Origin of the sequence: Nostoc sp. DedQUE07 (assembly GCF_034530975.2) — a bacterium.
Taxonomy (GTDB): Bacteria; Cyanobacteriota; Cyanobacteriia; order Cyanobacteriales; family Nostocaceae; genus Nostoc.
In genome coordinates this window covers 21,978-43,878 of sequence record NZ_JAVRCC020000025.1, presented here as the reverse complement: position 1 = coordinate 43,878, position 21,901 = coordinate 21,978, and the positions used below count along the sequence as shown (strand labels likewise).

At 41.6% G+C, this 21,901-nt stretch carries 21 protein-coding genes; 14 read left to right on the top strand and 7 right to left on the bottom strand.

The features are described 5' to 3' along the window. Positions 1-589 precede the first annotated feature (589 nt). The gene (locus tag RMZ95_RS19365; RefSeq protein WP_322682246.1) at positions 590-1,237 is read left to right on the top strand and encodes a glycoside hydrolase family protein; all 648 of its coding nucleotides are present in this window, start codon (positions 590-592) and stop codon (positions 1,235-1,237) included. Positions 1,238-1,254: 17 nt separating this feature from the next. Here the strand turns inward: RMZ95_RS19365 and menH are convergent, their stop codons facing one another. The 6 genes from menH to metG form a co-directional block, all read right to left on the bottom strand. Then, positions 1,255-2,073: a 2-succinyl-6-hydroxy-2,4-cyclohexadiene-1-carboxylate synthase gene (menH, locus tag RMZ95_RS19360; protein WP_322682247.1), complete on the bottom strand. Its 819-nt coding sequence runs from the start codon at positions 2,071-2,073 to the stop codon at positions 1,255-1,257. A gap of 158 nt (positions 2,074-2,231) precedes the next feature. Further along, complete coding sequence (locus tag RMZ95_RS19355; protein WP_322682248.1) at positions 2,232-2,534, bottom strand: hypothetical protein; 303 nt, start codon at positions 2,532-2,534, stop codon at positions 2,232-2,234. Positions 2,535-2,894: 360 nt separating this feature from the next. Further along, positions 2,895-3,296, bottom strand: coding sequence for a metal-sensitive transcriptional regulator (locus RMZ95_RS19350; protein ID WP_322682249.1), 402 nt, complete (start codon positions 3,294-3,296; stop codon positions 2,895-2,897). Positions 3,297-3,389: 93 nt separating this feature from the next. Continuing rightward, positions 3,390-4,556, bottom strand: a complete 1,167-nt coding sequence (gene lptC / locus RMZ95_RS19345) for an LPS export ABC transporter periplasmic protein LptC (protein WP_322682250.1) — start codon at positions 4,554-4,556, stop codon at positions 3,390-3,392. A gap of 44 nt (positions 4,557-4,600) precedes the next feature. Then, on the bottom strand, positions 4,601-5,230 hold the full coding sequence (locus tag RMZ95_RS19340; protein ID WP_069072029.1) for an NYN domain-containing protein: 630 nt from the start codon (positions 5,228-5,230) through the stop codon (positions 4,601-4,603). 167 nt (positions 5,231-5,397) lie between these two features. Continuing rightward, positions 5,398-7,002 (bottom strand): methionine--tRNA ligase, encoded by a 1,605-nt coding sequence (gene metG, locus RMZ95_RS19335; RefSeq protein ID WP_322682251.1) that lies wholly within the window; start codon positions 7,000-7,002, stop codon positions 5,398-5,400. Positions 7,003-7,381: 379 nt separating this feature from the next. On the opposite strand from metG, the gene RMZ95_RS19330 reads away from it, so the two are divergent. From RMZ95_RS19330 to fabD, 9 genes are all read left to right on the top strand, one after another. Beyond that, complete coding sequence (locus tag RMZ95_RS19330; RefSeq protein WP_322682252.1) at positions 7,382-8,107, top strand: 1-acyl-sn-glycerol-3-phosphate acyltransferase; 726 nt, start codon at positions 7,382-7,384, stop codon at positions 8,105-8,107. Positions 8,108-8,291: 184 nt separating this feature from the next. Continuing rightward, the gene (locus tag RMZ95_RS19325) at positions 8,292-9,110 is read left to right on the top strand and encodes an alpha/beta hydrolase (RefSeq protein ID WP_322682253.1); all 819 of its coding nucleotides are present in this window, start codon (positions 8,292-8,294) and stop codon (positions 9,108-9,110) included. A 153-nt stretch (positions 9,111-9,263) separates the two neighbouring features. Beyond that, complete coding sequence (locus tag RMZ95_RS19320) at positions 9,264-9,500, top strand: hypothetical protein (RefSeq protein WP_322669845.1); 237 nt, start codon at positions 9,264-9,266, stop codon at positions 9,498-9,500. Next, positions 9,497-9,844, top strand: coding sequence for a type II toxin-antitoxin system PemK/MazF family toxin (locus tag RMZ95_RS19315; RefSeq protein WP_322682254.1), 348 nt, complete (start codon positions 9,497-9,499; stop codon positions 9,842-9,844). Before RMZ95_RS19320 ends, RMZ95_RS19315 begins: the two co-directional genes overlap by 4 nt. Before the next feature lie 152 nt (positions 9,845-9,996). Next, positions 9,997-11,163, top strand: a complete 1,167-nt coding sequence (locus tag RMZ95_RS19310; RefSeq protein WP_322682255.1) for an EcsC family protein — start codon at positions 9,997-9,999, stop codon at positions 11,161-11,163. Positions 11,164-11,845: 682 nt separating this feature from the next. Next, positions 11,846-13,327, top strand: a complete 1,482-nt coding sequence (locus RMZ95_RS19305; RefSeq protein ID WP_322682256.1) for a leucyl aminopeptidase — start codon at positions 11,846-11,848, stop codon at positions 13,325-13,327. A gap of 276 nt (positions 13,328-13,603) precedes the next feature. Then, a complete protein-coding gene (gene plsX, locus RMZ95_RS19300; RefSeq protein WP_322673323.1) occupies positions 13,604-14,626 on the top strand; it encodes a phosphate acyltransferase PlsX in 1,023 nt (340 codons plus the stop codon). 141 nt (positions 14,627-14,767) lie between these two features. Beyond that, complete coding sequence (locus RMZ95_RS19295; protein WP_322682257.1) at positions 14,768-15,760, top strand: beta-ketoacyl-ACP synthase 3; 993 nt, start codon at positions 14,768-14,770, stop codon at positions 15,758-15,760. A 105-nt stretch (positions 15,761-15,865) separates the two neighbouring features. Beyond that, entirely contained in the window at positions 15,866-16,747 is an 882-nt protein-coding gene (gene fabD / locus RMZ95_RS19290; protein WP_322682258.1) for an ACP S-malonyltransferase, read from the top strand. Positions 16,748-16,752: 5 nt separating this feature from the next. Here fabD and RMZ95_RS19285 read toward each other — a convergent pair whose 3' ends face one another. Continuing rightward, the gene (locus tag RMZ95_RS19285; protein ID WP_322673326.1) at positions 16,753-17,028 is read right to left on the bottom strand and encodes a hypothetical protein; all 276 of its coding nucleotides are present in this window, start codon (positions 17,026-17,028) and stop codon (positions 16,753-16,755) included. On the opposite strand from RMZ95_RS19285, the gene RMZ95_RS19280 reads away from it, so the two are divergent. The 4 genes from RMZ95_RS19280 (at position 17,021) to RMZ95_RS19265 (ending at position 21,890) form a co-directional block, all read left to right on the top strand. After that, entirely contained in the window at positions 17,021-17,659 is a 639-nt protein-coding gene (locus RMZ95_RS19280) for a lysophospholipid acyltransferase family protein (protein ID WP_322682259.1), read from the top strand. The two genes, RMZ95_RS19285 and RMZ95_RS19280, sit on opposite strands and share 8 nt — an antisense overlap. Positions 17,660-17,861: 202 nt before the next feature. Continuing rightward, positions 17,862-18,899, top strand: coding sequence for an AI-2E family transporter (locus RMZ95_RS19275; protein WP_322682260.1), 1,038 nt, complete (start codon positions 17,862-17,864; stop codon positions 18,897-18,899). Positions 18,900-18,973: 74 nt separating this feature from the next. Then, entirely contained in the window at positions 18,974-19,270 is a 297-nt protein-coding gene (locus tag RMZ95_RS19270; protein ID WP_289796739.1) for a DUF2288 domain-containing protein, read from the top strand. A gap of 196 nt (positions 19,271-19,466) precedes the next feature. Further along, entirely contained in the window at positions 19,467-21,890 is a 2,424-nt protein-coding gene (locus RMZ95_RS19265) for an endonuclease MutS2 (RefSeq protein ID WP_322682261.1), read from the top strand. Positions 21,891-21,901: the final 11 nt, after the last annotated feature.

Sequence of the window (21,901 nt, the reverse complement as noted above, 5' to 3'; positions counted from 1 at the left end):
TATCTGTCGCATTCTTTTTAAAATTAGTATCATTAAATACTCAATCTCACGGTTCGCAGTTCTCAATCGGTCGTAATACAGACTTTTTATTGGGGATCGCAGTTGGGCATTGGTGTCAAATTAAATCAAAACCTTCGCAATGAGATTGTATCGACCTATCGCCCGATTTGAGCAAAGAAGCAATTATTACTGAGAGCAGATGCTACTATAATCAATTGACTTTATACTTATTCGAGATTTTTGCGAGTCTCTCGGTTGTTATACTTACAGTAGTTTTCTTTTAGATGAAGTACAAAGCTACGGATTTTAAGGCAGGAGGTAGAAACTCTTTATATTTGATGCGTCAGTCCGGCATTTTGTACCTCAGTTACTTACAAACTCCTGTATTTATACTCTTTTTTGCTAATTTCTCAAAAAATGAGCAAATCGGAAATAATAACTAACAATCAGGTGTGAACTTTACTCGAATCAGTTCGTCGGTGATTTTTGTTAGCAAAAAGAGTGAATTTGAAGGAGTCAGACTCTGAAAGGCTTTGAATTCAAAGGTGTTGAAAAACTTATTGGCCCAATAGCCGCGCTTCTCGGCTTTGTGTATTTGTTGCAATGGTATATTGGAGACTTGCGATCGCCTCCCGATCCCATCTTTGAAAATAAACAGCCGCCTTTGGTGATGAAAGAGGGCGACCCTTATATCCGCGCTTTAATGCGAACTATCTCGGCAAGTGAGGCTAGTGGAAACCGCCCCTATTCGCTGTTGTATGGGGGACAGCAAGTCAACGACCTTAGCCGACATCCTGAGATATGCGTCACAATTGTCACAGGCCCTAATACAGGAAATTGTTCTACCGCTGCTGGCAGATATCAAATTATCAACATTACTTGGTATCGTTTAGCTCCTCTTTATCACCCAAAGCCGATGCGAATGATGTTTTGGACTACTTATAGTTTTGAAGCAGAATATCAAGATGTAGTAGTTTACCGTTGGTTAAATGATTCTAAAGTTTGGGGAACTAATATTTCGCAACTGTTGCGTCAGGGAAAATTAAATGATGTTTTGCGGCGACTCTCTCCCACTTGGACAAGTCTGGGATATGGTATAGAAACTAATTCTGTTAGTAGCTCTTTGCCTAAAGTTTATCAGAAAATGTTGCAAGAGGAATTAACCGCAGCGAATCAACGATCGGCCCCAAAATTGACACCATCCCCAACTCCTTCTAGCAAGGCAGTAAAAAAGTAGTAAGATTATCGTAATTTTTAACTTGCTGCGGATAAAAAACTTTTGATATTTTCCACAAATGCCAAAGTATTTTCAAAGTGGATATTGTGTCCGGCATTAATAATTATTTTTAGCTGTGCAAATTTACATATTTTAGCCATTTCTGTATTAATAGATATAAATTTTCGATCGTATTCACCAACTAGTAAAAGCATGGGAATTTTATTCTCTTGTAGCTTCTCCCATAAAGAAGGTTGGCATCCAGTTCCCATCAAGCGCAATGATTTATCTAATTCATGTGGGTTGCTTTGTAACCGACTTTCAATCATGCGATCGTATTCTGGATGATTTTTTATATAACCAAAAATTGGTTGATTGTACCAATTTGACAAAAAAGCAGCAAAATCAGTTTGAATAATGCTTCTGCTTAATTTTCTAGCTATTTGAGCATCACGTCTAACTCGTTCTAATCGTTCTGCTTCTGTCGCTAAACCTGGGGAAGCTGATTCTAATACGACTTTAATAAAACGTTTTGGGAAATTTAGAGTTAGGTATAAACCTAATCTTCCACCCATCGAATAACCAATTAAGTGGCATTTATCTATGTTTAATTCATCTAATAAATTAATTATTGCTTTAGCGGTGGCTTCTATTTTATAGTATTCCTCACCTCCTAAAACTTCAGTTTTACCATGTCCTGGTAAGTCAATAATCAGATAAGAAAAATCTTCAGCTAGCAATTTTATGGCTTCATCAAACTCATTAATGTTTCCCATAAAGCCATGTAAGAAAATAATTAGAGGTTTGTTAATATTTAAATTAAAAAAATAGTTAAATTTATATTTTTTTAAAGTCATTTTTGGAAGATATGTGTAAATTACATGCTGGTCTAACTTTTCATTTTATACCACGACCAGATGTTGAAAAATATGGCACAAGCCCAAATGCTCTTTTGGTTTAGACACACTCAAACAACTTTTTATAATCAAATAGCCCGGCTATGACAATTATTATTTTAAGGTTCTACATGGGTAAAATTTGGAATTCTTTTTGAAACTTCTTCTATGGATATATCAAAAGAATTAGCTTCAAGTAAAGCAGGAATAAGCACTCTTGAAAGATGTATTCCATGTAAACAAAATGGACACCATATTGCTATGTAGCCTATTCTAGTTTGCAAATCTCCTACAAATTGAAAATCTACTTCTTGTTGATGACAGTTTGGGCAGTTTAATACAGGCACATTTGGTAAAGAGTGATTAATTTCAGTAGCAATAGAAAGCCATTGAGAGAAAAATTTATTTTTTACCTTACTCATAACATTTACCTGACATTATTTTTACTCTGATAGTAATCCCACCATAAATTCTCAGAGGATGTTTGGAAAGTCAAAAAAAGCTTAAGTAACGATATTCTGTCAGTAGATAAAAATGCGACAGTATTACTTGAGGCATTTCTAAATCATATCCAACAGACTTAACCGATGAACAATGGAAATTGCTATCGGTGCTGTTACCTCCAGGAAATCTAGGGTGTCATCCCCGTTGCGTTTAATACTTTCCAAACATCCTCTGGGACATTTGCATTAATTTTGGCATGAAGAAGACTTTGCCTCGTTCAATATACTAAATCTCGCATCTCTATAAAATGTTTTTTCATCCGAGTTAATTTTTTATTTTTAAGGTAAAAATCGATCTAAAGCAGCTTTTAACTGTGTAATTTCAACGTCAATATTACCCTCTTGTGCGGCTCTAGCAATACACTCAGTTAAATGTTCATCCAAAACAATTCGCGCTACCCGATCCAATGCGCCCCGCACTGCGGCAATTTGCAGCAGAACATCAGGACAAGGGCTATTTTGCTCAACCATTGCCTTAATACCACGAACATGTCCTTCTATACGCGATAATCGATTGACAATTCGCCGTAAAGACTCTTCGCTATGGATGTGGGGATGAGCCAACTCTCCAGTCCCATGAGTACTATCTGTATGCTCGTGGTCTGTATCGTGATAGTGAGAATGTTCTGCTTGCTGGGATGTTGGCAAGGATTTTTTACCTAATCGATTTGATCCATTCATGGGCTATCAAAAGGCTTGTATTACTAAGATCCTAGTCTAGTACTCGACTAACCCAAAACTTACGAGTGAAGGCAGGCCCCATTCACCCTAACTTTACTGCTGACGATTGGCTCTTTCTTGGGGAATAATCTCCGTTACTACCCTACCGCTAGAACTGCCACCTTTGACAACAATATTTTCTGTTTGCAGATTACCAACTGCTGTTTCACCCACAAAATTTAATGGTGGGTCAATTTGTCGGTAAACAACATTTCCCTGAGCTTCAACTAACTTATTATCTAAATACCAAGTTAATGTATTGGATCTTAGAGACTGGCGACGCTGACCAACGGCGTTGACGTTACCTTTTAAGTAAACGGTTTTTTGCGGTATTTTCATTTCACCTTGATTGGCTGTCACTGTGACATTTTCAGCACGCTGGAACATTCGCGTAGGTGAGTTTGTAGTTACAGTTTCTGCGTTCATGTTCCAGGTCATAGAGTTACTAGCTATTTGCATTGGTGGGTCTAGTAATTCTAGTTGAGCATTCTTTTGGATAGTGGCAATTTTTGTTTTTAAGTTGACTTCGGCAGAATTACCCTTACCGCGATCGCTAATTTTATTATCTTTGTAGCGGTCAATTTCTAGAGGGCGATCGCCAATCAGTTTTTCTTCTTTAATATTCCAGATTAAATGTTCAGTTCTCACTTGCATCTGGGGATCGATAGAATTTGCTACTACTCCTCCAGAAAATTCCATCCGTTGTTCGCGGGTTTTAACTCGCACTTCCTGCGCTACTGCTTGTAGTTTTTTATGGCTGCCGTTAATCTTGTTACGAACAATCAACAAATCTTCTTTGGGACGCCATTCTAATTCATTACCTTGCAACACAATCCCATTACTAGGATCTGTGGCAAATATTTTACCTTTTAGAAACAACTGCTTCCCATCTTGTTCAATGTCTGCTACATCTGCCTTAATTTGGTAAACAATTTTGCCATCTTGATATAGTTCACCATAAGGACTTTCAGCCTGACCAATTTGTTTTTCTTTGGTGTATTTTGCGGTTTTAGCCCTGACTTTCCAAATTGGTCTTCCCACTTCATCTGCTTGTTCTAAGGTGACATCAAAGAAAGTCAAATTGCTATCTTTGTTAGATGAATCAGCAGTATTTTGTTGGTAAGCTGGAGGTGATTTACCCCCACAGGCGACTAAAGCAAATACCAATAAAAAGGTCAAAGGTAAAACAAGAAAGGAGGGAGTGGAGGAGAAATCTTGCATTTTTCTCTTTCCCCATCTCCCTCTTTTATGAAATTGATACGCCATTATTCTTGGATTTCTAGGTGTCCATCACTACTTCTGGGGTCTTCCAAAAAACCGATCCCAGATAAAGGCCGGTATGGATAGCTTTGGCGAGGAGTTTTTTGAATATCTTCTTTGATCGCTTCTAAATCAATGTAGCGATCGCTTACATTAATTAAGCTGTCACTGGTCATCGAACGCAAGCTGACAACTTCTACCCGCACGCCACGATAGCTGACTGAATTTACTGCATAAGCCAAATCCCCATCACCGCTAACTAAAACTGCGGTATCATAAGAATCTACAAGTGCCATCATGTCTACTGCTATTTCTACATCCAGGTTAGCTTTTTTAGAGCCATCTGGTAGCTGGACTAAATCCTTAGCAATGACTCGATAGCCATTGCGACGCATCCACAGCAGAAACCCCTGTTGCTTCTCGTTTGTCCGATCTACACCAGTGTAGAAAAAAGAACGCAGTAATCTAGAACCTCCTGTTAATCGACATAATAGCTTCGTGTAATCGATTTCAATCCCTAGTTGCAATGCCGCGTAAAATAAATTTGAGCCATCAATAAATATGGCGACCCTACCCCGATTTTCCAAAACTTGTTCTGGCGTAAATATTGAATCGTTTTCCAAATTATTCAACATTGTTGTGATACCTCAATTTTTATTCCTGTTATTTTTGATACAAATTACCAACTTTTAGATGCTAGTCACAGCGGCTTATGATAATGTTCCGCGGCTAATTTAAATTGAGCCACGATAAATTTTGTGAGAAAATAAAAAAATTGAACAAAATCAGAGTTTGATAAGGACTAATCGTTTTTCGGGGGTTCTATTCGCTGAAAAACAGGTTGGTGTTTACCCAACTGTTGTTTGCTCGATAGTAATCCCCATGTAGCATGAGTGGCAAAAGGAGCATTAACTGAACTTTGTATTCGATCGTTAAAGTTTATTCCAAAGCCCAGTTGCTGATAAATATCGCTACTGATGTTCGGAATAATTGGGGATAGCAGATAAGCTGCCAGTCTAACCGATTCTAGAACTGCGTAGAGAACCTTTTCCACCGACTCCTGCTGTCCCTGTTTATATAATGACCAAGGAGCTTGTTCATCAATAAACTTATTACTGGCTTGTGCCAGTGAAAGTATGACCACGCAGGCTTGACTGAAAGCTAGCTCTTGGTATGCTTGTTTTGCCTGTTCCCCTAGACGTAAACCAATTGCTTTCAAAGGATTTTCGTCAGGAATGCCTTCATTGCCGATTGATGGGACATTATTCTCAGTGCAGTATTTCTTCACCATGCTCAAGGTGCGATTGAGCAAATTACCTAAATCATTTGCCAAATCTGCATTCAGAACATTAATGAACCTTACTTCATTAAAATCTCCATCTTTGCCAAATTCGATTTCCTTAAGGAAGTAATAACGAACGGCATCACTACCATAGCGCTGAACTAACGCCACAGGATCAAGGGTGTTACCCAGACTTTTGCCCATCTTTTGCCCGTCTTTAGTCAAAAAGCCATGCCCAAATACTCTCTCTGGCAAGGGTAAGCCAGCCGACAACAGCATTGCTGGCCAGTAAACTGCATGGAAGCGCAGAATATCTTTACCAATTAGGTGCAGGTTAATCGGCCACCATGTTTCTAAAGCATTTGCTAAAGTCGGTTCTGCATCTGCTTCAAGCAATGCTGTGACATAACCTAGCAGCGCATCAAACCAGACATAAAGGGTATGCTTAGGATCGACTGGTACAGGAAAACCCCAATCTAAATTCACTCGTGAAATGGAAAAGTCTTGCAGTCCTTGATTGACAAAGCTGAGAACTTCATTGCGCCGACTTTCTGGTTGAATAAAATCCGGTTTAGATTGATAAAATTCTGTCAGCTTATTTTGATATTTGGATAAGCGGAAAAAATAGTTTTGTTCGTCTCGCCACTCCACTTCTTTGTTAGTATGAATTGGGCAACGGTGTCCTTCTAAGAGATCCCGTTCTTCTTTGAATTCTTCGCAGGATACGCAGTACCAGCCTTGTTGTTGTCCCTGGTAAATATCACCAGATTCCCAGACTCGCTCAAAGAATTCTTTCACGATCGCTTGATGATGAGGCGCAGTAGTCCGACTAAAGCGATCGTATTGAATATCTAATAATTGCCATAAACTCACGAAACTAGGGACAATTTCATCACAAAACTCTTGTGGTGCTTTGCCTAAACTTTCTGCCGATCGCTGAATTTTTTGCCCATGTTCATCTGTACCTGTAATTAGTAATACTTGATATCCCAGTAATCTCTGAAATCGCGCCAATACATCAGCTGCGATCGTCGTGTAAGCACTGCCTATATGGGGGACATCGTTTACATAATATAGGGGTGTGGTCAGCGCAAATGTAAATTCTTTTTTTTTCACTAGATTCATACAAAATAAAAATTAACTTATTAAAACGTTTTACATCTTACCTTTTGTCGGCAAAACCAGGTAATTATACAATATTATTACCATTTTTTCCAATAACATCTTCATACTAGCAAGTTTATCAAGTCCAGAATCGTTTTTTAATACGCATCAATTAAACTCATTTTTACCTAAAAAATGGAAACTAACTAATCATAATTTTTTTGAATAGTTTATATTAGATATTCTTGTGTTCAAGAATACATAATTGAGAATGCAGAAAATCTAATTACTCTTGTAGATTAGATATTTCTATCTTAAGACGGTCATGGCGATAGTAAAGAAATGTAAAAATTAAATTAAGACAAATTGCCATATTTACTGGAAGATATATTGATTAGGTATGAGTGGAAATAGCCCCCTAGAGATTTCTCGCGCTTTGGTGGCGGCATTCTCAACGCAAATGTTCCGCTATTACGAAGACCGCATTCCCCAGGATGCGAGCGTCTTGGTAGTCAGCAATCACCGCAGCTTTATGGATGCACTGATTTTAATGGCGGCGTTATCGAGTCCGATTCGCTTTGCTTGCCATCACTACATGGGACAAGTTCCAGTCATGCGGGAGATTGTCACCGGTCAATTGGGGTGTTTTCCCTTGGAAGAAACTCAAAACCGCCAGCAAAGCTTTTTTTCGCAGTCACAATTGCTATTACAGTCCAAGCAGATGGTGGGAGTATTTCCAGAAGGGACTGCACCAATGGTGAAATTTACTCAGCCCAACCACGTGGGTGAGTTTCAGCGCGGATTTGCCCATTTGGCATTACGAGCGAATGTGCAGGATTTAGCTATTTTGCCGATCGCGATCGCATCCTTAGAAGAAGTAAACACCAATGGCTTTCCATTAAGACTTTTAAGTGTATTTGACCCTTCAGAACCTTTATTTAATCAAAATGGTTGGCATCCCTTGGTAATTTATCGTCGAGTTGCGGTGTTAATCGGTCGTCCTTATTGGATTACGCCCCAACATCATAAAAAATATCATGGCAAACACGCCAGAACTGTTGTGGCTGAACTGACAGAACACTGTCACGGCGAAATTAGCAATTTACTGCGTCAAGGTTGCTATTAGAGCCATTCAATTTTGGATTTTGGATTGTTCTTATGACTTTCAATGTCTTGCTCTAAAAGGACGTTTGTTTTAGGTAAGAAGCACCGAACTTTATTTGAAAGCAACGATCGACAGTCCAAAAGTTTTATACCATTGACCAATACTTCGACTACGCTCAGTACAAATGACTAATGACTAATGACCAATGACTATCACAGAAGTTGAGCTAAATCCTTGTTTTCTAACTCCTAAACGAGTACAGCCAGAGTATCCACTTTTGGTATATTTGCCAGGAATGGATGGAACTGGTCAACTATTGCGATCGCAAACTGCTGGATTAGAAGCTGGCTTTGATGTCCGTTGTTTGGCGCTCCCCCGCAAAGACCTTAACACTTGGGATGTACTAACTAAAAGTGTATTGGACTTGATCGATGCTGAATTAGAAAAAAGCTCTCAAAGACCAGTTTACCTGTGCGGTGAGTCCTTTGGTGGTTGCTTGGCAATGAAAGTGGCAATCCAAGCACCCCATTTATTTAGGCGAATTATCCTAATTAACCCAGCTTCGTCCTTTCAGCTTCGCCCTTGGTTAAGTTGGGCATCCCAATTAACTTACCTAGTGCCATCAGGATTGTATGATATTGGCGCACTAGGCTTGTTGCCATTTTTAGCATCTTTGTCACGCATTTCTCGGAGCGATCGCCACGATCTGCTAAAAACGATGCGTTCTGTCCCGTCAGAAACCGTTCTTTGGCGGTTATCTTTACTGCGAGACTTTCATGTTGATGAGGAAAAGTTAAGGCGTCTAACTCAACCAGTTTTGTTGATTGCTGGTGCTAGCGATCGCCTTTTGCCTTCTGTAAGCGAAGTCAACCGGATAGGGAACATCTTACCAAATAAAAAGATTGTAGTGTTGCCCCATTGTGGACACGCTTGCTTGCTAGAGCAAGATACTAATCTCTATGAAATTCTTCAGGATAACGACTTTTTAGAAAGTAAAGCTGATACAGGTAGAGTTAATAAGTAAAAAGTGTGCTACACATAAATTCAGAGAGTTCACAACCTCAATTTTGCTTTCTTTGATAAGAAGGAAAAGTAAAGTACATTTAATATCTCGTCACCTTCAAATAAGATTTGCATCCTTAAAAAGCTTAAACACATATTTATTGGAGACTCTTAAATGATTGCTCTCAAAGAGTTCCTCAGCCAGGAATTAGACAAATTGAATGAAGAACAACTCAAACAAGTTAGTGATTTTATTGCCTTCCTCAAATTTCGCAGCAGAAATATTAGCTGGCAAATAGATAAAAATCAAATGGCCGCTCTTTACAGTGAATTTGCCCAGGAAGATCGTCAACTAGCGGAGGCAGGATTAGATGAATATGCAGAACTACTTACACAAGAAGATTTAAAATGAGGGTTCAACGAGGTGAAGTATGGCTAGCCAATTTAGATCCTACTAAGGGTTCTGAACAAGGAGGCACAAGACCAGTTATTCTTTTTCAAGATAATATTGTCGCCGAATTTTCCACCACCATCATCACCATTCCTCTAACAACAAATTTGCGTCGTGCATCTTTGCCAACCTGTTTATTAATTCAAAGTGGTGAAGGTGGATTAGAACGGGATTCAGTTGCTCTTTGCCACCAATTGCGGGTAATTGATAAAACAAGATTGCAAATAAAACTGGGCATTCTGACTCCAGAAATACTCACTATTTTAGAAGGCAAAGTGTTGTTGACATTAGGTTATCAGTGGTAAAATCATAACCTCTGTCATCCATCTTATGTCTATAGTTAAAGCTTAGAATCATTCTTATTTGCTCTGACAAATTGTACTTATCGAGAGATGTCAAAGCCCCTCAAACTTCGCTACAACCAAAAAAGAGAGGCTTTACAAGATGGTGTCAAACTATGGCAGACAAACTCCAAGAAATAGAGGTGAATAAATTAGTTAATTCATCCAGAGAAACTTCAGAAGTAAAAATCCAGACTCAATCATCAGTAGAAAATGAACCGTCTATAGTAGAGTCTTTGATTAAAACTGTTGCTGAGACTGGCCAAGCAGTTTTAGACACAGCAATCGAGGTAGGAGAAGCGACAGCAAAAGAAACACACAAGTTTATTGAGCAAACAACTCAAACCAGCGGTCAGGTTGTAAATCGTCTCAGCGAAAATTGGCTGATTAGAAAACTATCTGGAGTCTTAAATCTCAATTGGCTGATTAACGATAGTAACCTTGTTAATTTAGAACAAGCAGAAGCGGCGGTAAACAAGCTTAAAAAACAGTATCCAAATGAATCACCCAGCCAGCTTGCTCACCGAATCATGGTGGAAAAATCAACTAAAGCAGCCACAGTTGGACTAACCACTAGTATTTTGCCAGGAATAGCAGTGGCATTGTTGGCAATTGATTTAACAGCCACAACAAAATTGCAGTCAGAAATGCTTTATCAAATTGCATCTGTCTACGGGCTAGATTTAAAAGATCCTGCTCGGAAAGGTGAAATTTTGGCAATCTTTGGGTTGGCTTTGGGTGGAGGGCGTTTGTTGAAAGCTGCGGGATTAGGCTTGCTGCGAAATGTGCCCTTGGCGGGTGCAGTGATTGCAGCTAGTTCCAATGCAACGATGATCTATTCATTGGGGTATGCTGCTTGTCGATTTTACGAAACCAAGCTGGATGAATCAACTTCCTTAGCATCACCACAGACATTAGCAACATTAAAAGCCGAAAGTGAAAAGTATCTAGAAAGTGCGATCGCTCAAGAAGCAGTCATGGATCAAATCTTAGTTCACATGATCCTTGCTAGTCATCCAGACAAGACTTTAGAAGAAATTTTGCCAGAATTACAAGCTGTAAAACTCAGTCCTACCTCGTTGGATGCGATTGCTCAAAATATCAAATCACCTAAATCTTTAGATATACTGCTCAATCAGCTAAATCGTGATTTTGCCATACCCTTGCTGGCTCAGTGTAAAAAAATTGCCCAGCTAGACAATAAGACTACACCACACGAACAAGAAATAATCGCAGCGATCGCCCGTAAATTTAATATTGATACAAATAAAATCGAGGCATAGGGCATGGCGCATGGGACAAGAAGCAGGACGTAAAAGAATCTGACTTTTCACGGCATCTGGAAAACCTCTCTCTAAATCTCTCTCCTAAAAGGAGAGAGACTTTGAATTTTCCCCCTTCCCGCCACGGGTTGGGGGTTAGGTTTTTAGTGGACTTTTCCATATAACGCGAAAAGTCAGGTAAAAGAATGGAGATTATAGCTTCATTAACGAGGATCAAAGACTCGTTAACGGAGTTCTGAGGTGGATTAACGAGTATCAAAGACTCGTTAACGGAGTTCTGAGGTGGATTAACGAGGATCAAAGACTCGTTAACGGAGTTCCGAGGTGGATTAACGAGTATCAAAGACTCGTTAACGGAGTTCTGAGGTGGATTAATGAGGATCAAAGACTCGTTAACGGAGTTCCGAGGTGGATTCACGAGGATCAAAGACTCGTTAACGGAGTTCTGAGGTGGATTAATGAGGATCAAAGACTCGTTAACGGAGTTCTGAGGTGGATTCACGAGGATCAAAGACTCATTAACGAGTGCTATTTATACTAATTCGTTAACTTATACTTACTAACCCTTGATGCCCCATGCCCCATGCCCCATGCCCAATGCCCAATACCCACTCCCCTCACCATGAAACCAGAATTTTGAGCAATACTGGTACAAGAAGGAATATTTACAGAAAATCCCAAAATGACAATTCAACCTAGTGATAAGCCTTTACTAGAGTGGGCGGGCGATAGTTTGGCAATTGGATTATTTGAAGATGCAGTAGAGTTAACCGGAGAACTAGCTACTTTAGATCAAAAGTTTTCTGGGGTCTTAAAAGAACTGATTACTGAAGAAGAATTTAAAGGTAAAGCCAACAGTACAATCTTCACCCGTGTAAATGCTGATAGCCCAGTGCGGAAATTGATTTTAGTGGGTTTAGGCAAACCAGAAGCGTTAAAACTAGATACTCTGCGCCGTGCTGCTGCTGCTGTAGCCAGGGTAGGAAAAAAGCAAAAAAGCAAAATTTTGGGTTTTAGTTTTCCATTGTGGAACAACGATCCAGCCGCGAGTGCCCAAGCGATCGCAGAAGGTGTGGAATTAGCACTTTACCAAGATATTCGCTTTAAATCTGAACCAGAAGAGAAAGGTTCACAAATAGAAAGTATAGATTTACTGGGTTTCGGCGGACAAGAAGCCGCCATAACCCGCGCCAATCAAATTGTTTCTGGGGTAAATTTGGCACGGCAATTAGTGGCAGCACCAGCCAACGCGGTAACACCAATTACTTTAGCGGAAACTGCTCAAGCGATCGCCAAAGAATACGGTTTACAACTAGAAATTCTAGAACGAGAAGACTGTGAAAAGTTAGGTATGGGCGCATTTTTAGGAGTAGCCCAAGCTTCCGATTTGCCACCGAAATTCATTCACCTAACTTACAAGCCAGAAGGTACACCCAAAAAGAAATTAGCAATTATTGGTAAAGGTGTAACCTTCGATTCCGGCGGACTCAACATTAAAGGTGCTGGTAGCGGCATCGAAACCATGAAAATGGATATGGGGGGTGCAGCTGCTACCTTCGGCGCAGCAAAAGCAATTGCTCAAATTAAGCCGGATTCGGAAGTTCACTTCATCTCCGCAGTGACCGAAAACATGATTAGCGGTCATGCCATGCACCCTGGAGACATTCTCACAGCATCAAACGGCAAAACAATTGAAGTGAACAACACCGATGCAGAAGGACGTTTGACCTTAGCAGATGCCTTGGTGTATGCCGAAAAATTGGGATTAGATGCGATCGTTGATTTAGCCACCCTGACTGGTGCCAACGTCATTGCCTTGGGTGACGATATTGCTGGTTTGTACACTCCCGATGATGGTGTTGCTTCCCAGATCGAAAAAGCTGCCCAAACTTCAGGAGAAAAGATTTGGCGGATGCCAATGGAAGAAAAATATTTTGAAGGGTTAAAGTCAGGTATTGCGGACATGAAAAATACAGGGCCGCGTCCAGGTGGTGCAATCACCGCAGCCCTTTTCCTCAAGCAATTTGTCAAACAAACCCCTTGGGCGCACATAGATATTGCAGGCCCAGTGTGGACAGATAAAGAAAATGGCTACAACAGCGCAGGGGCAACTGGCTACGGCGTTCGGACGCTAGTTGATTGGGTATTAGGGATTGGGGAGTAGGGACTGGGGACTGGGGACTGGGGACTGGGGACAATGGGGAATTATTGAACAAGCCTCTCCCTTGTCTCTCCCATCTTCCTTGTCTACCTTGTCTCTTCCCCATGCCCAATCCCCAATGCCCAATCCCCAATGCCCAATCCCCAAATTCGTGCTATCTTGAGCTTGCCAGTAAAAATTGTTGCAATAGTAACAGAATTAATTTGGCGGTCAGAAAATTAAGCTTTTTCGGGCATTGCCATCTGGTAAAATTTGTAAGGTTTCTAGAAGCTGTGAGCAATGGGATCGACTCGCGTACGGATCGCAATTGACGCAATGGGAGGGGATCATGCACCTGGTGAAATCGTTGCTGGCGCATTGCGAGCAAGAGAAGAATTGGGTGTAGATATATTTTTAGTTGGCGATCCCCAACAAATAGAAGCTGCCTTGCCATCAAAAACAAGTTTAGGGCAGGTAGAGATCGTGAATGCTGAAGAAGCGATCGCTATGGATGAGGAGCCTTTAAATGCAGTTAGACGCAAACGCAAGGCTTCTATCAATGTGGCGATGGATTTAGTCAAGCAACAAAAGGCAGATGCCGTATTTTCGGCAGGTCACTCTGGGGCCGCTATGGCATCAGCTTTGCTGCGCTTAGGACGATTACCAGGAATCGATCGCCCAGCGATCGGGACAGTTTTTCCGACAATTATTGCTGGTAAGCCAGTGCTGGTACTTGATGTTGGCGCAAATGTAGATTGCCGCCCCAAGTTTTTAGAGCAGTTTGGTGTTATGGGATCGGCTTACAGTAAGTATGTCTTGGGTACAGATGAACCGAAAGTAGGTTTGCTGAATATCGGTGAAGAAGACTCTAAGGGCAATGATGCAGCCGTCCGCGCCCACCAACTGCTACGCGAAAATTCCCAAATTAATTTTATTGGCAATGCTGAAGGGCGTGATGTACTTTCCGGTCACTTTGATGTGATTGTCTGCGATGGCTTTGTAGGCAATGTACTGTTAAAATTTGCCGAAGCCGTCGGAGAAGTGATTCTGCAAATTCTGCGGGAAGAATTACCCCAAGGATTGCACGGTCAAATCGGTTCCGCACTCTTAAAACCCAACTTGAAGCGGATTAAGCAGCGAATGGATCACGCAGAACATGGTGGTGCTTTACTACTAGGCGTGGCAGGAGTCTGTTTTATTGGTCACGGTAGCTCTCAAGCACCTTCAATTTTTAATGCAATTCGGATGGCAAAAGAAGCTGTTGACAATCAGGTGATACAACGAATTCAGTCCCAATATATCCTAGAGCGCGAGAGCGGTTAGTCATTAGTCATTAGTCATTGGTCATTGGTCATTGGTCATTGGTCATTTGTAAAGGACAACTGGCAAATGACAAAGGACAAATGACAAAGGACAACTGACAAAAGACAAAAGACAAAAAGCTGATAGCTTGGGAGATTAGGAGTGCAAAACTTAGGCGTAGCAATTACTGGAAGCGGCTCGGCAGTACCAGCGACTTCCCTACACAACCAGACATTGAGTGAACTAGTTGAAACATCAGATGAGTGGATCGCTACAAGAACGGGAATTCGTCAACGTCGATTAGCTCTGCCATCTGAGTCCTTGAGTGTACTCGCTACTGCCGCCAGCAGCCAAGCGATCGCCGCTTCAGGAATTAAACCAGAAGACCTAGACCTGATTCTGCTAGCGACTTCCACCCCTGATGATTTGTTTGGTAGTGCTTGTCAAGTACAGGCGCAATTGGGAGCTACTAACGCAGTCGCCTTTGACTTGACCGCTGCCTGTTCCGGCTTTGTGTTTGGTTTGGTTACAGCAGCCCAATACATTAGAACTGGTGTCTATAGAAATGTATTGTTAATAGGGGCAGATATCCTCTCTCGTTGGGTAGATTGGGAAGATCGCCGGACTTGTGTATTGTTTGGTGACGGTGCTGGGGCAGTGGTGTTACAAGCTGCCAAAAGCGATCGCTTATTAGGATTTGCACTTAAAAGTGATGGTACTCAAAACCATTACCTCAACCTTGCTTATGCAGGTACTTCCCAAGAACTGCTGACTGATGTAAATATCACCAAAGGCACTTACCAACCGATTACGATGAACGGCAAAGAAGTCTACCGCTTTGCTGTCCAAAAAGTGCCAGAAATAATTGATAAAGCCTTGTTTCAAGCCAATCTTAGCGTTGACCAGATAGATTGGCTGATATTGCATCAAGCCAATCAGCGAATTATCGATGCCGTTGCCCAACGCCTGAATATCCCAGAACATAAAGTTATAAGTAATCTCGCCCAGTATGGCAATACCTCAGCTGCTTCCATCCCCTTAGCTTTAGATGAAGCAGTACGACAAGGTAAAATTAAACCCAATGACATCGTTGCTACATCCGGCTTTGGTGCCGGTCTTACTTGGGGCGCGGCAATCTTTCAATGGGGAAGATAGGGATTGGGGACTGGGTATTGGGTATTGGGAAACTCTTCCCCAGTACCTAATCCCCAGTCCCTAATCCCCAGTCTCCAATGACCAATGACCACTGACTATTGACAAATGACAAAAACTGCATGGGTGTTTCCCGGACAAGGTTCCCAAACGCTGGGAATGGGAATGGATTTACTAGATATACCGTCCGCTAAAGACAAGCTTGCCAAAGCTGAGGATATTTTGGGCTGGTCTGTAACTGAAATTTGTCAAACTCAAGAAGAGAAGTTATCACAAACGCTGTATACTCAACCAAGTCTTTATGTGGTTGAAAGCATTCTTGCTGACCTGCTTCGAGAGCGAGGACACCAGCCAGATTTAGTTGCTGGCCACAGTTTGGGAGAATATACTGCCCTTTATATAGCAGGTGTCTTTGAATGGTCGGCTGGTTTATATCTGGTGAAACGTCGTGCAGAACTCATGGATAGTTCCATTGATGGGATGATGGCAGCTTTGATGAACTTTGACCGCGAACAGTTAGAAAAAGTTATTTCCCAAACGCCTGATGTGGTGATAGCAAATGATAACAGTTCGGCTCAAGTGGTAATTTCAGGCACGACTGAGGCTGTACAAGCGCTGATGACTCAAGTTAAAGCAAAGCGTGCGGTTCCCCTAAAAGTTTCTGGAGCATTTCATTCACATTTAATAGCACCAGCAGCTGCGGAATTTCAAGACATTTTAGAATCTGTGGAATTTCAACCCGCGATTGTGCCAGTGCTGTCTAATGTCGAGCCAACTGCATCTATTGATGCCGAGATTTTAAAACAACGCCTGAACAAACAAATGACTGGTTCTGTAAGATGGCGAGAAATTTGTCTGCAATTACCAGCCAACGGTATCGAGCGAGTAATGGAAATTGGCCCTGGTAAAGTATTAACTGGCTTGATTAAACGTAATACCCCTGATTTGATTTTACAAAACATTCAGAGTGCTACTGATTTACCTGTTTAATTTTTTTAGCTGGATCTCTTACCCACATCTTTAGTTGTCAAAAAAAGGTTAAATAACCTAGTTAAATTTGTGTCTGCAACTCCAAGACCATTCTCTGCGATCGCAATCTTGATTTGGTTTTCAGATACCAAGCAAGTATGAATCCAAATTGTGTTGGGATGTGAAGCAATTTCTGTAGGCGTGCGTTGCTGATTTGCATCTTTAACTTTTTTGCGTTTGATCTGGGTGTTGCGATCGCGTATGCTAAATTCAGTTTGATTTGCATTATCTTCTGTGGACAAAAACCGCGAACCGTTGATCAGTCTGGCACTTTACCACGCCTTTAAATGGTCAGTCGTCAGCCCCATGCTTCACGCTTATTTTCAGGGCCATATTTATGGTGCGGAAAATGTCCCCAAATCAGGGCCTCTATTAGTAGCAAGTAATCACGCTAGTTATTTCGATCCGCCGATTGTCTCTAATTGTGTACGTCGTCCGGTAGCGTACATGGCGAAAGAAGAGTTATTTAATATCCCCGTTTTGGCGCAAGCGATTAAATTGTATGGTGCTTACCCAGTGAGTCGGGGAAATGCCGATCGCAATGCCATCCGTTCCGCCCTAGAATATCTCAATAAAGGTTGGGCTGTCGGTGTTTTCTTGCAAGGTACTCGTACCCCAGATGGTCGCATTACAGACCCCAAAAGAGGCGCACTGTTGCTAGCGGCGAAAGCAAAAGCGCCAATATTGCCGGTGAGTGTCTGGGGTACTGAAGGGATTTTACAAAAAGGAGCGTCCCTACCTCGTGCAGTTCCGATCACAGTCAGAATTGGTAACTTGATTGATGCTCCTAATTCCAGTAATAAAGAGGAATTGGAAACTCTAACACAAAAGTGTGCCATAGTCATCAACGAAATGCATGATTTAGGGCGATGAACCTAGAGAAACTACAGATATATGCTTTTGGGAGGTAGCGATCGCTATTAGGTTGATCTAATCTTAAAGTCAATTCGCTCTAGTAATTAACTAAGGGATTTCCAACAAATAAATTATCAATCTTGTCGGGTGGGCAAGTTTATCCCACTAAACAAATAGCTTTTTTCAAGTCTTAATTACGAGCTATAAATTATGAATTATTATGAGCGGCTTTGAAGCCAAGAGTTTTTGGGAGCGATTAAATAATCTAGCATTAGTTCGATTTTTGCTTTTGGTTGCTTCTGGCTGGGCAATTGTACAACTTTTAGCTTATTTTGAATCGGTCATTGTTATTTTTACATTTGCAGCAATTTTAGCTTTTTTGCTCAGTTATCCTGTACAAGGGTTGCGGCGTTTTTTGCCCCACGGTATAGCTGTTGGTGTAGTTTTCTTGCTCAGTATTGTGATTATAGGCGGTCTGATAATTACTGTAAGCTTAACGGTTTTATCTCAAGGACAACAATTAATTGATAGTATCACTGCATTTTTAAATTCTTTAGTACCTTTATTAGAGGGAATAGAAGGTTTGTTACGAAACCGTAATTTACAAATAGATTTAAGTTTTATTCAAGAACAATTGCGGAATCAGGCTGTATCAAGTCTTGTTAATAGTTTAGCTATTTTACAAGGGTTCATGACGAACTTTGTCACTTTTATCTTGATTGCAGTTGTGGCTTTTTTCATGCTATTAGATGGAGACAAATTATGGAACTTTATTTTGAAAATAGTTCCAAAACAGCGTCGTAATAGATTTACCAATATAATTAGAAAGTCTTTTCTGGGATTTTTTAGAGGTCAGTTACTATTAAGCGCATTTTTAACAATTTCAACATTTCTAGTATTTTTACTATTAAAAGTACCTTTTGCTTTGATATTGTCAATAATAGTCGGAATTGTTGATATTATTCCTGGTATAGGAGCAACATTAGGAGTAAGCACAGTTACTCTATTCGTGTTGTCTCAAGGTGTTTGGTTAGCAGTCAAAGTATTAATAGCTTGTATTGTCCTCCAGCAGATACAAGACAACTTGATTGCGCCCAGAATTATGCAAGGCGCGCTGAATCTTAATCCTGTAGTGGTGTTTTTTGCTTTACTAGTAGGGGCTAGAGTAGCAGGATTATTAGGTGTTTTTATATCTATTCCCATAGCTGGAGTAATTGTGTCTTTATTTGAAATAGATGAAATGAAATCTGAAGTTTAGTTATTGGTCATTTGTCAGGAACTCGGAACTAGTGAATAATGTAAAAATAGCTATTTACAAATAATTGGGAAGTAATGTCGGATTTAAGAGCGGAATTAACAGAAATTTTGGATGAGGCAGAGTGGGAATGGTTAATTCCTCATGTACAACGAGATGCAGTAATTTTGGTGGCGCTTGAGCTAGACTTGGTGGATGTTGGAGTAGCGATCGCCAGCGATAACATTCCATCAGTGGAACAATGGATTGATAAACAATTGATTACCAAACCCACAACAGTACAAGTGGGAGAATGGAATGGCGATCGTAGTAAACGATTTAATACTCTCATCGTTCAACCTTACGTTCTAGCCCAAGAAATAGTTGCTGCCTAATTCGTTTCTGTATTGTTTTCGATGGCAGTTAATATTGGGGTATTTTCTCAGAAAAGATAGTTGAATGTGCCAGTTATTACTTGGCTATTGCCACGGACTAGCTGGCTGATTTAATTAAAGCAAAATTTTCTCCTTTAAGATTTATCCATCTAGCAGCTAGAATTGTTACCATAATTTCAGATTAGATGTTGAAACCTTGATCCAATCTGAAACCTTAGAATTATTAGAATGGCATCGCCTGTGCCAGCACCTTGCCACCTTTGCCGCAACTAAGCTGGGGGCGACAGCTGCGCGTCATCTGAAAATACCTGCTTCTCAGACCCAAAGCGAACTGTTGTTAGAGCAAACCAAAGAAATCTACCAACTGGAAAGTCGCCTGACCACGGGACTATCATTTGAAGGAATTCAAGATATTGGCGATTCCTTAGAACGAGCAGAACGCAGTGGAGTTTTGGCGGGGGAAGAACTGTTAGCGATCGCTACCACCCTCGCTGGTGCCAGAAATTTGCGCCGTGTCATCGACAATCAAGAAGATTTGCCGATATTGACTGATTTGGTTGCCGATTTGCGGACTTATCCCGAACTAGAACAGGAAATTCATCGCTGTATTGATGAACGGGCCCAGGTAACTGACCGCGCGAGTCAAAAACTGGGAGAAATTCGCACAGACTTGCGGCGAGTACGCAGCCAAATTACTCAAAAGCTGCAAAATATCTTACAGGCAAAATCTGGCGCAGTTCAAGAACAGCTGATTACCCAACGCAGCGATCGCTTTGTTATCCCCGTAAAAGCACCCCAAAAAGATGCCATCCCTGGTATAGTCCACGATACCTCTACCAGCGGTGCCACCCTGTATGTGGAACCGAATTCAGTAGTACCTCTAGGCAACCAACTGCGGCAGATCATCAGAAGAGAGCAAGCCGAAGAAGAAACAATTCGCCGTGTTTTGACGGAACAAGTAGCCGCAGTCAAACCAGATTTAGAGAGATTGTTAGCGATCGCTACTACTTTGGATCTGGCAACCGCTAGATCGCGATATAGTTTCTGGCTAGGAGCAAACCCCCCGCGATTTATCCAGCGCGAAGACAGGGAAATGATTACCTTGCGGAACTTGCGACATCCTCTGTTAGTGTGGCAACAACAGCACGAACAAGGGCAACCAGTAATTCCTGTAGATTTATTGATTAGTCCGCAAATTCGGGTAGTGACAATTACCGGGCCCAATACTGGCGGTAAAACTGTAACCTTAAAAACCTTGGGGTTAGCAGCATTAATGGCCAAAGTGGGTTTATTTGTCCCCGCCCGCGAACCAGTAGAAATACCTTGGTTTGATAAAGTGCTGGCAGATATTGGCGATGAACAATCCTTACAGCAGAGTTTATCCACATTCTCTGGACACATCCGCCGAATTAGTCGGATTTTGGAAGCATTGGGAACTGGGGAAGCAGAGGAAGATGAAAAAGATTCCAATGCCCCATGCCCTATGCCCAATTCCCTAGTTTTACTTGATGAAGTCGGTGCAGGAACCGATCCAGTAGAAGGTAGTGCTTTAGCGATCGCCTTGTTGCAATATCTCGCCAACCATTCCCAGCTAACGATCGCTACCACTCACTTCGGGGAACTAAAAGCCCTGAAATACGAAGACGATCGGTTTGAAAATGCCTCTGTAGAATTTGACGAAAGTACTCTATCGCCTACTTACCGTCTGCTGTGGGGCATCCCCGGACGTTCTAACGCCCTGACTATTGCCCTGCGCTTGGGATTGAAGCCAGAAGTTGTACAACAGGCGAAAACCCAAGTTGGAGAAGCTACAGATGAAGTTAACCAGGTAATTGCAGGCTTAGAAGCGCAACGCCGCCGCCAAGAAACCAAAGCTGCGGAAGCCCAAGTTTTGTTGCAGCAAGCGGAACGTTTATATAAAGAAGTATCTGCAAAAGCCGCAAGTTTGGAGGAAAGGGAAAGCAGTTTGCGGGCTTCCCAGGAAATAGCAGTCCAACAAGCGATCGCTCAAGCAAAAAGTGAAATTGCCCAAGTAATTCGCCGTTTGCAGAAAGGTACGCCCACAGCCCAAGAGGCGCAGCAAGCTACTAATGCTTTGAATCAAATTGGCCAGCAATATCAGCCAGCAGCGCCAGCAAAACCAAAAGTTGGGTTTATGCCCAAGATAGGCGATCGCATCCGCGTTCCCAAATTGGGACAGATAGCAGAAGTGATCGCTGCTCCTGATGAAGATGGCGAGTTAAGCGTTCGCTTTGGGCTAATGAAGATGACCGTGAAGTTGCAAGATGTTGAATCTCTAGATGGTCAAAAACCCGAACCAGTTGTTAAAGCCAAACCAGCCCCAGCAGCAGTAACCCCCCCACCGCCAGCTGTCCCAGAAATTCGGACTTCCAAAAATACCATCGATTTGCGTGGAAAACGGGTAGCTGATGCTGAATACATTTTAGATAAAGCCATTTCGGAAGCTACAGGCCCAGTCTGGATTATTCATGGTTACGGTACTGGGAAACTTCGGCAAGGAGTTCACGCATTTTTGCAACAGCATCCTAGAGTGAACAACTACGAACCAGCAGAACAAGCTGATGGCGGCACTGGTGTTACCGTTGCTCACATCAAATAAAAAGCAGGAAT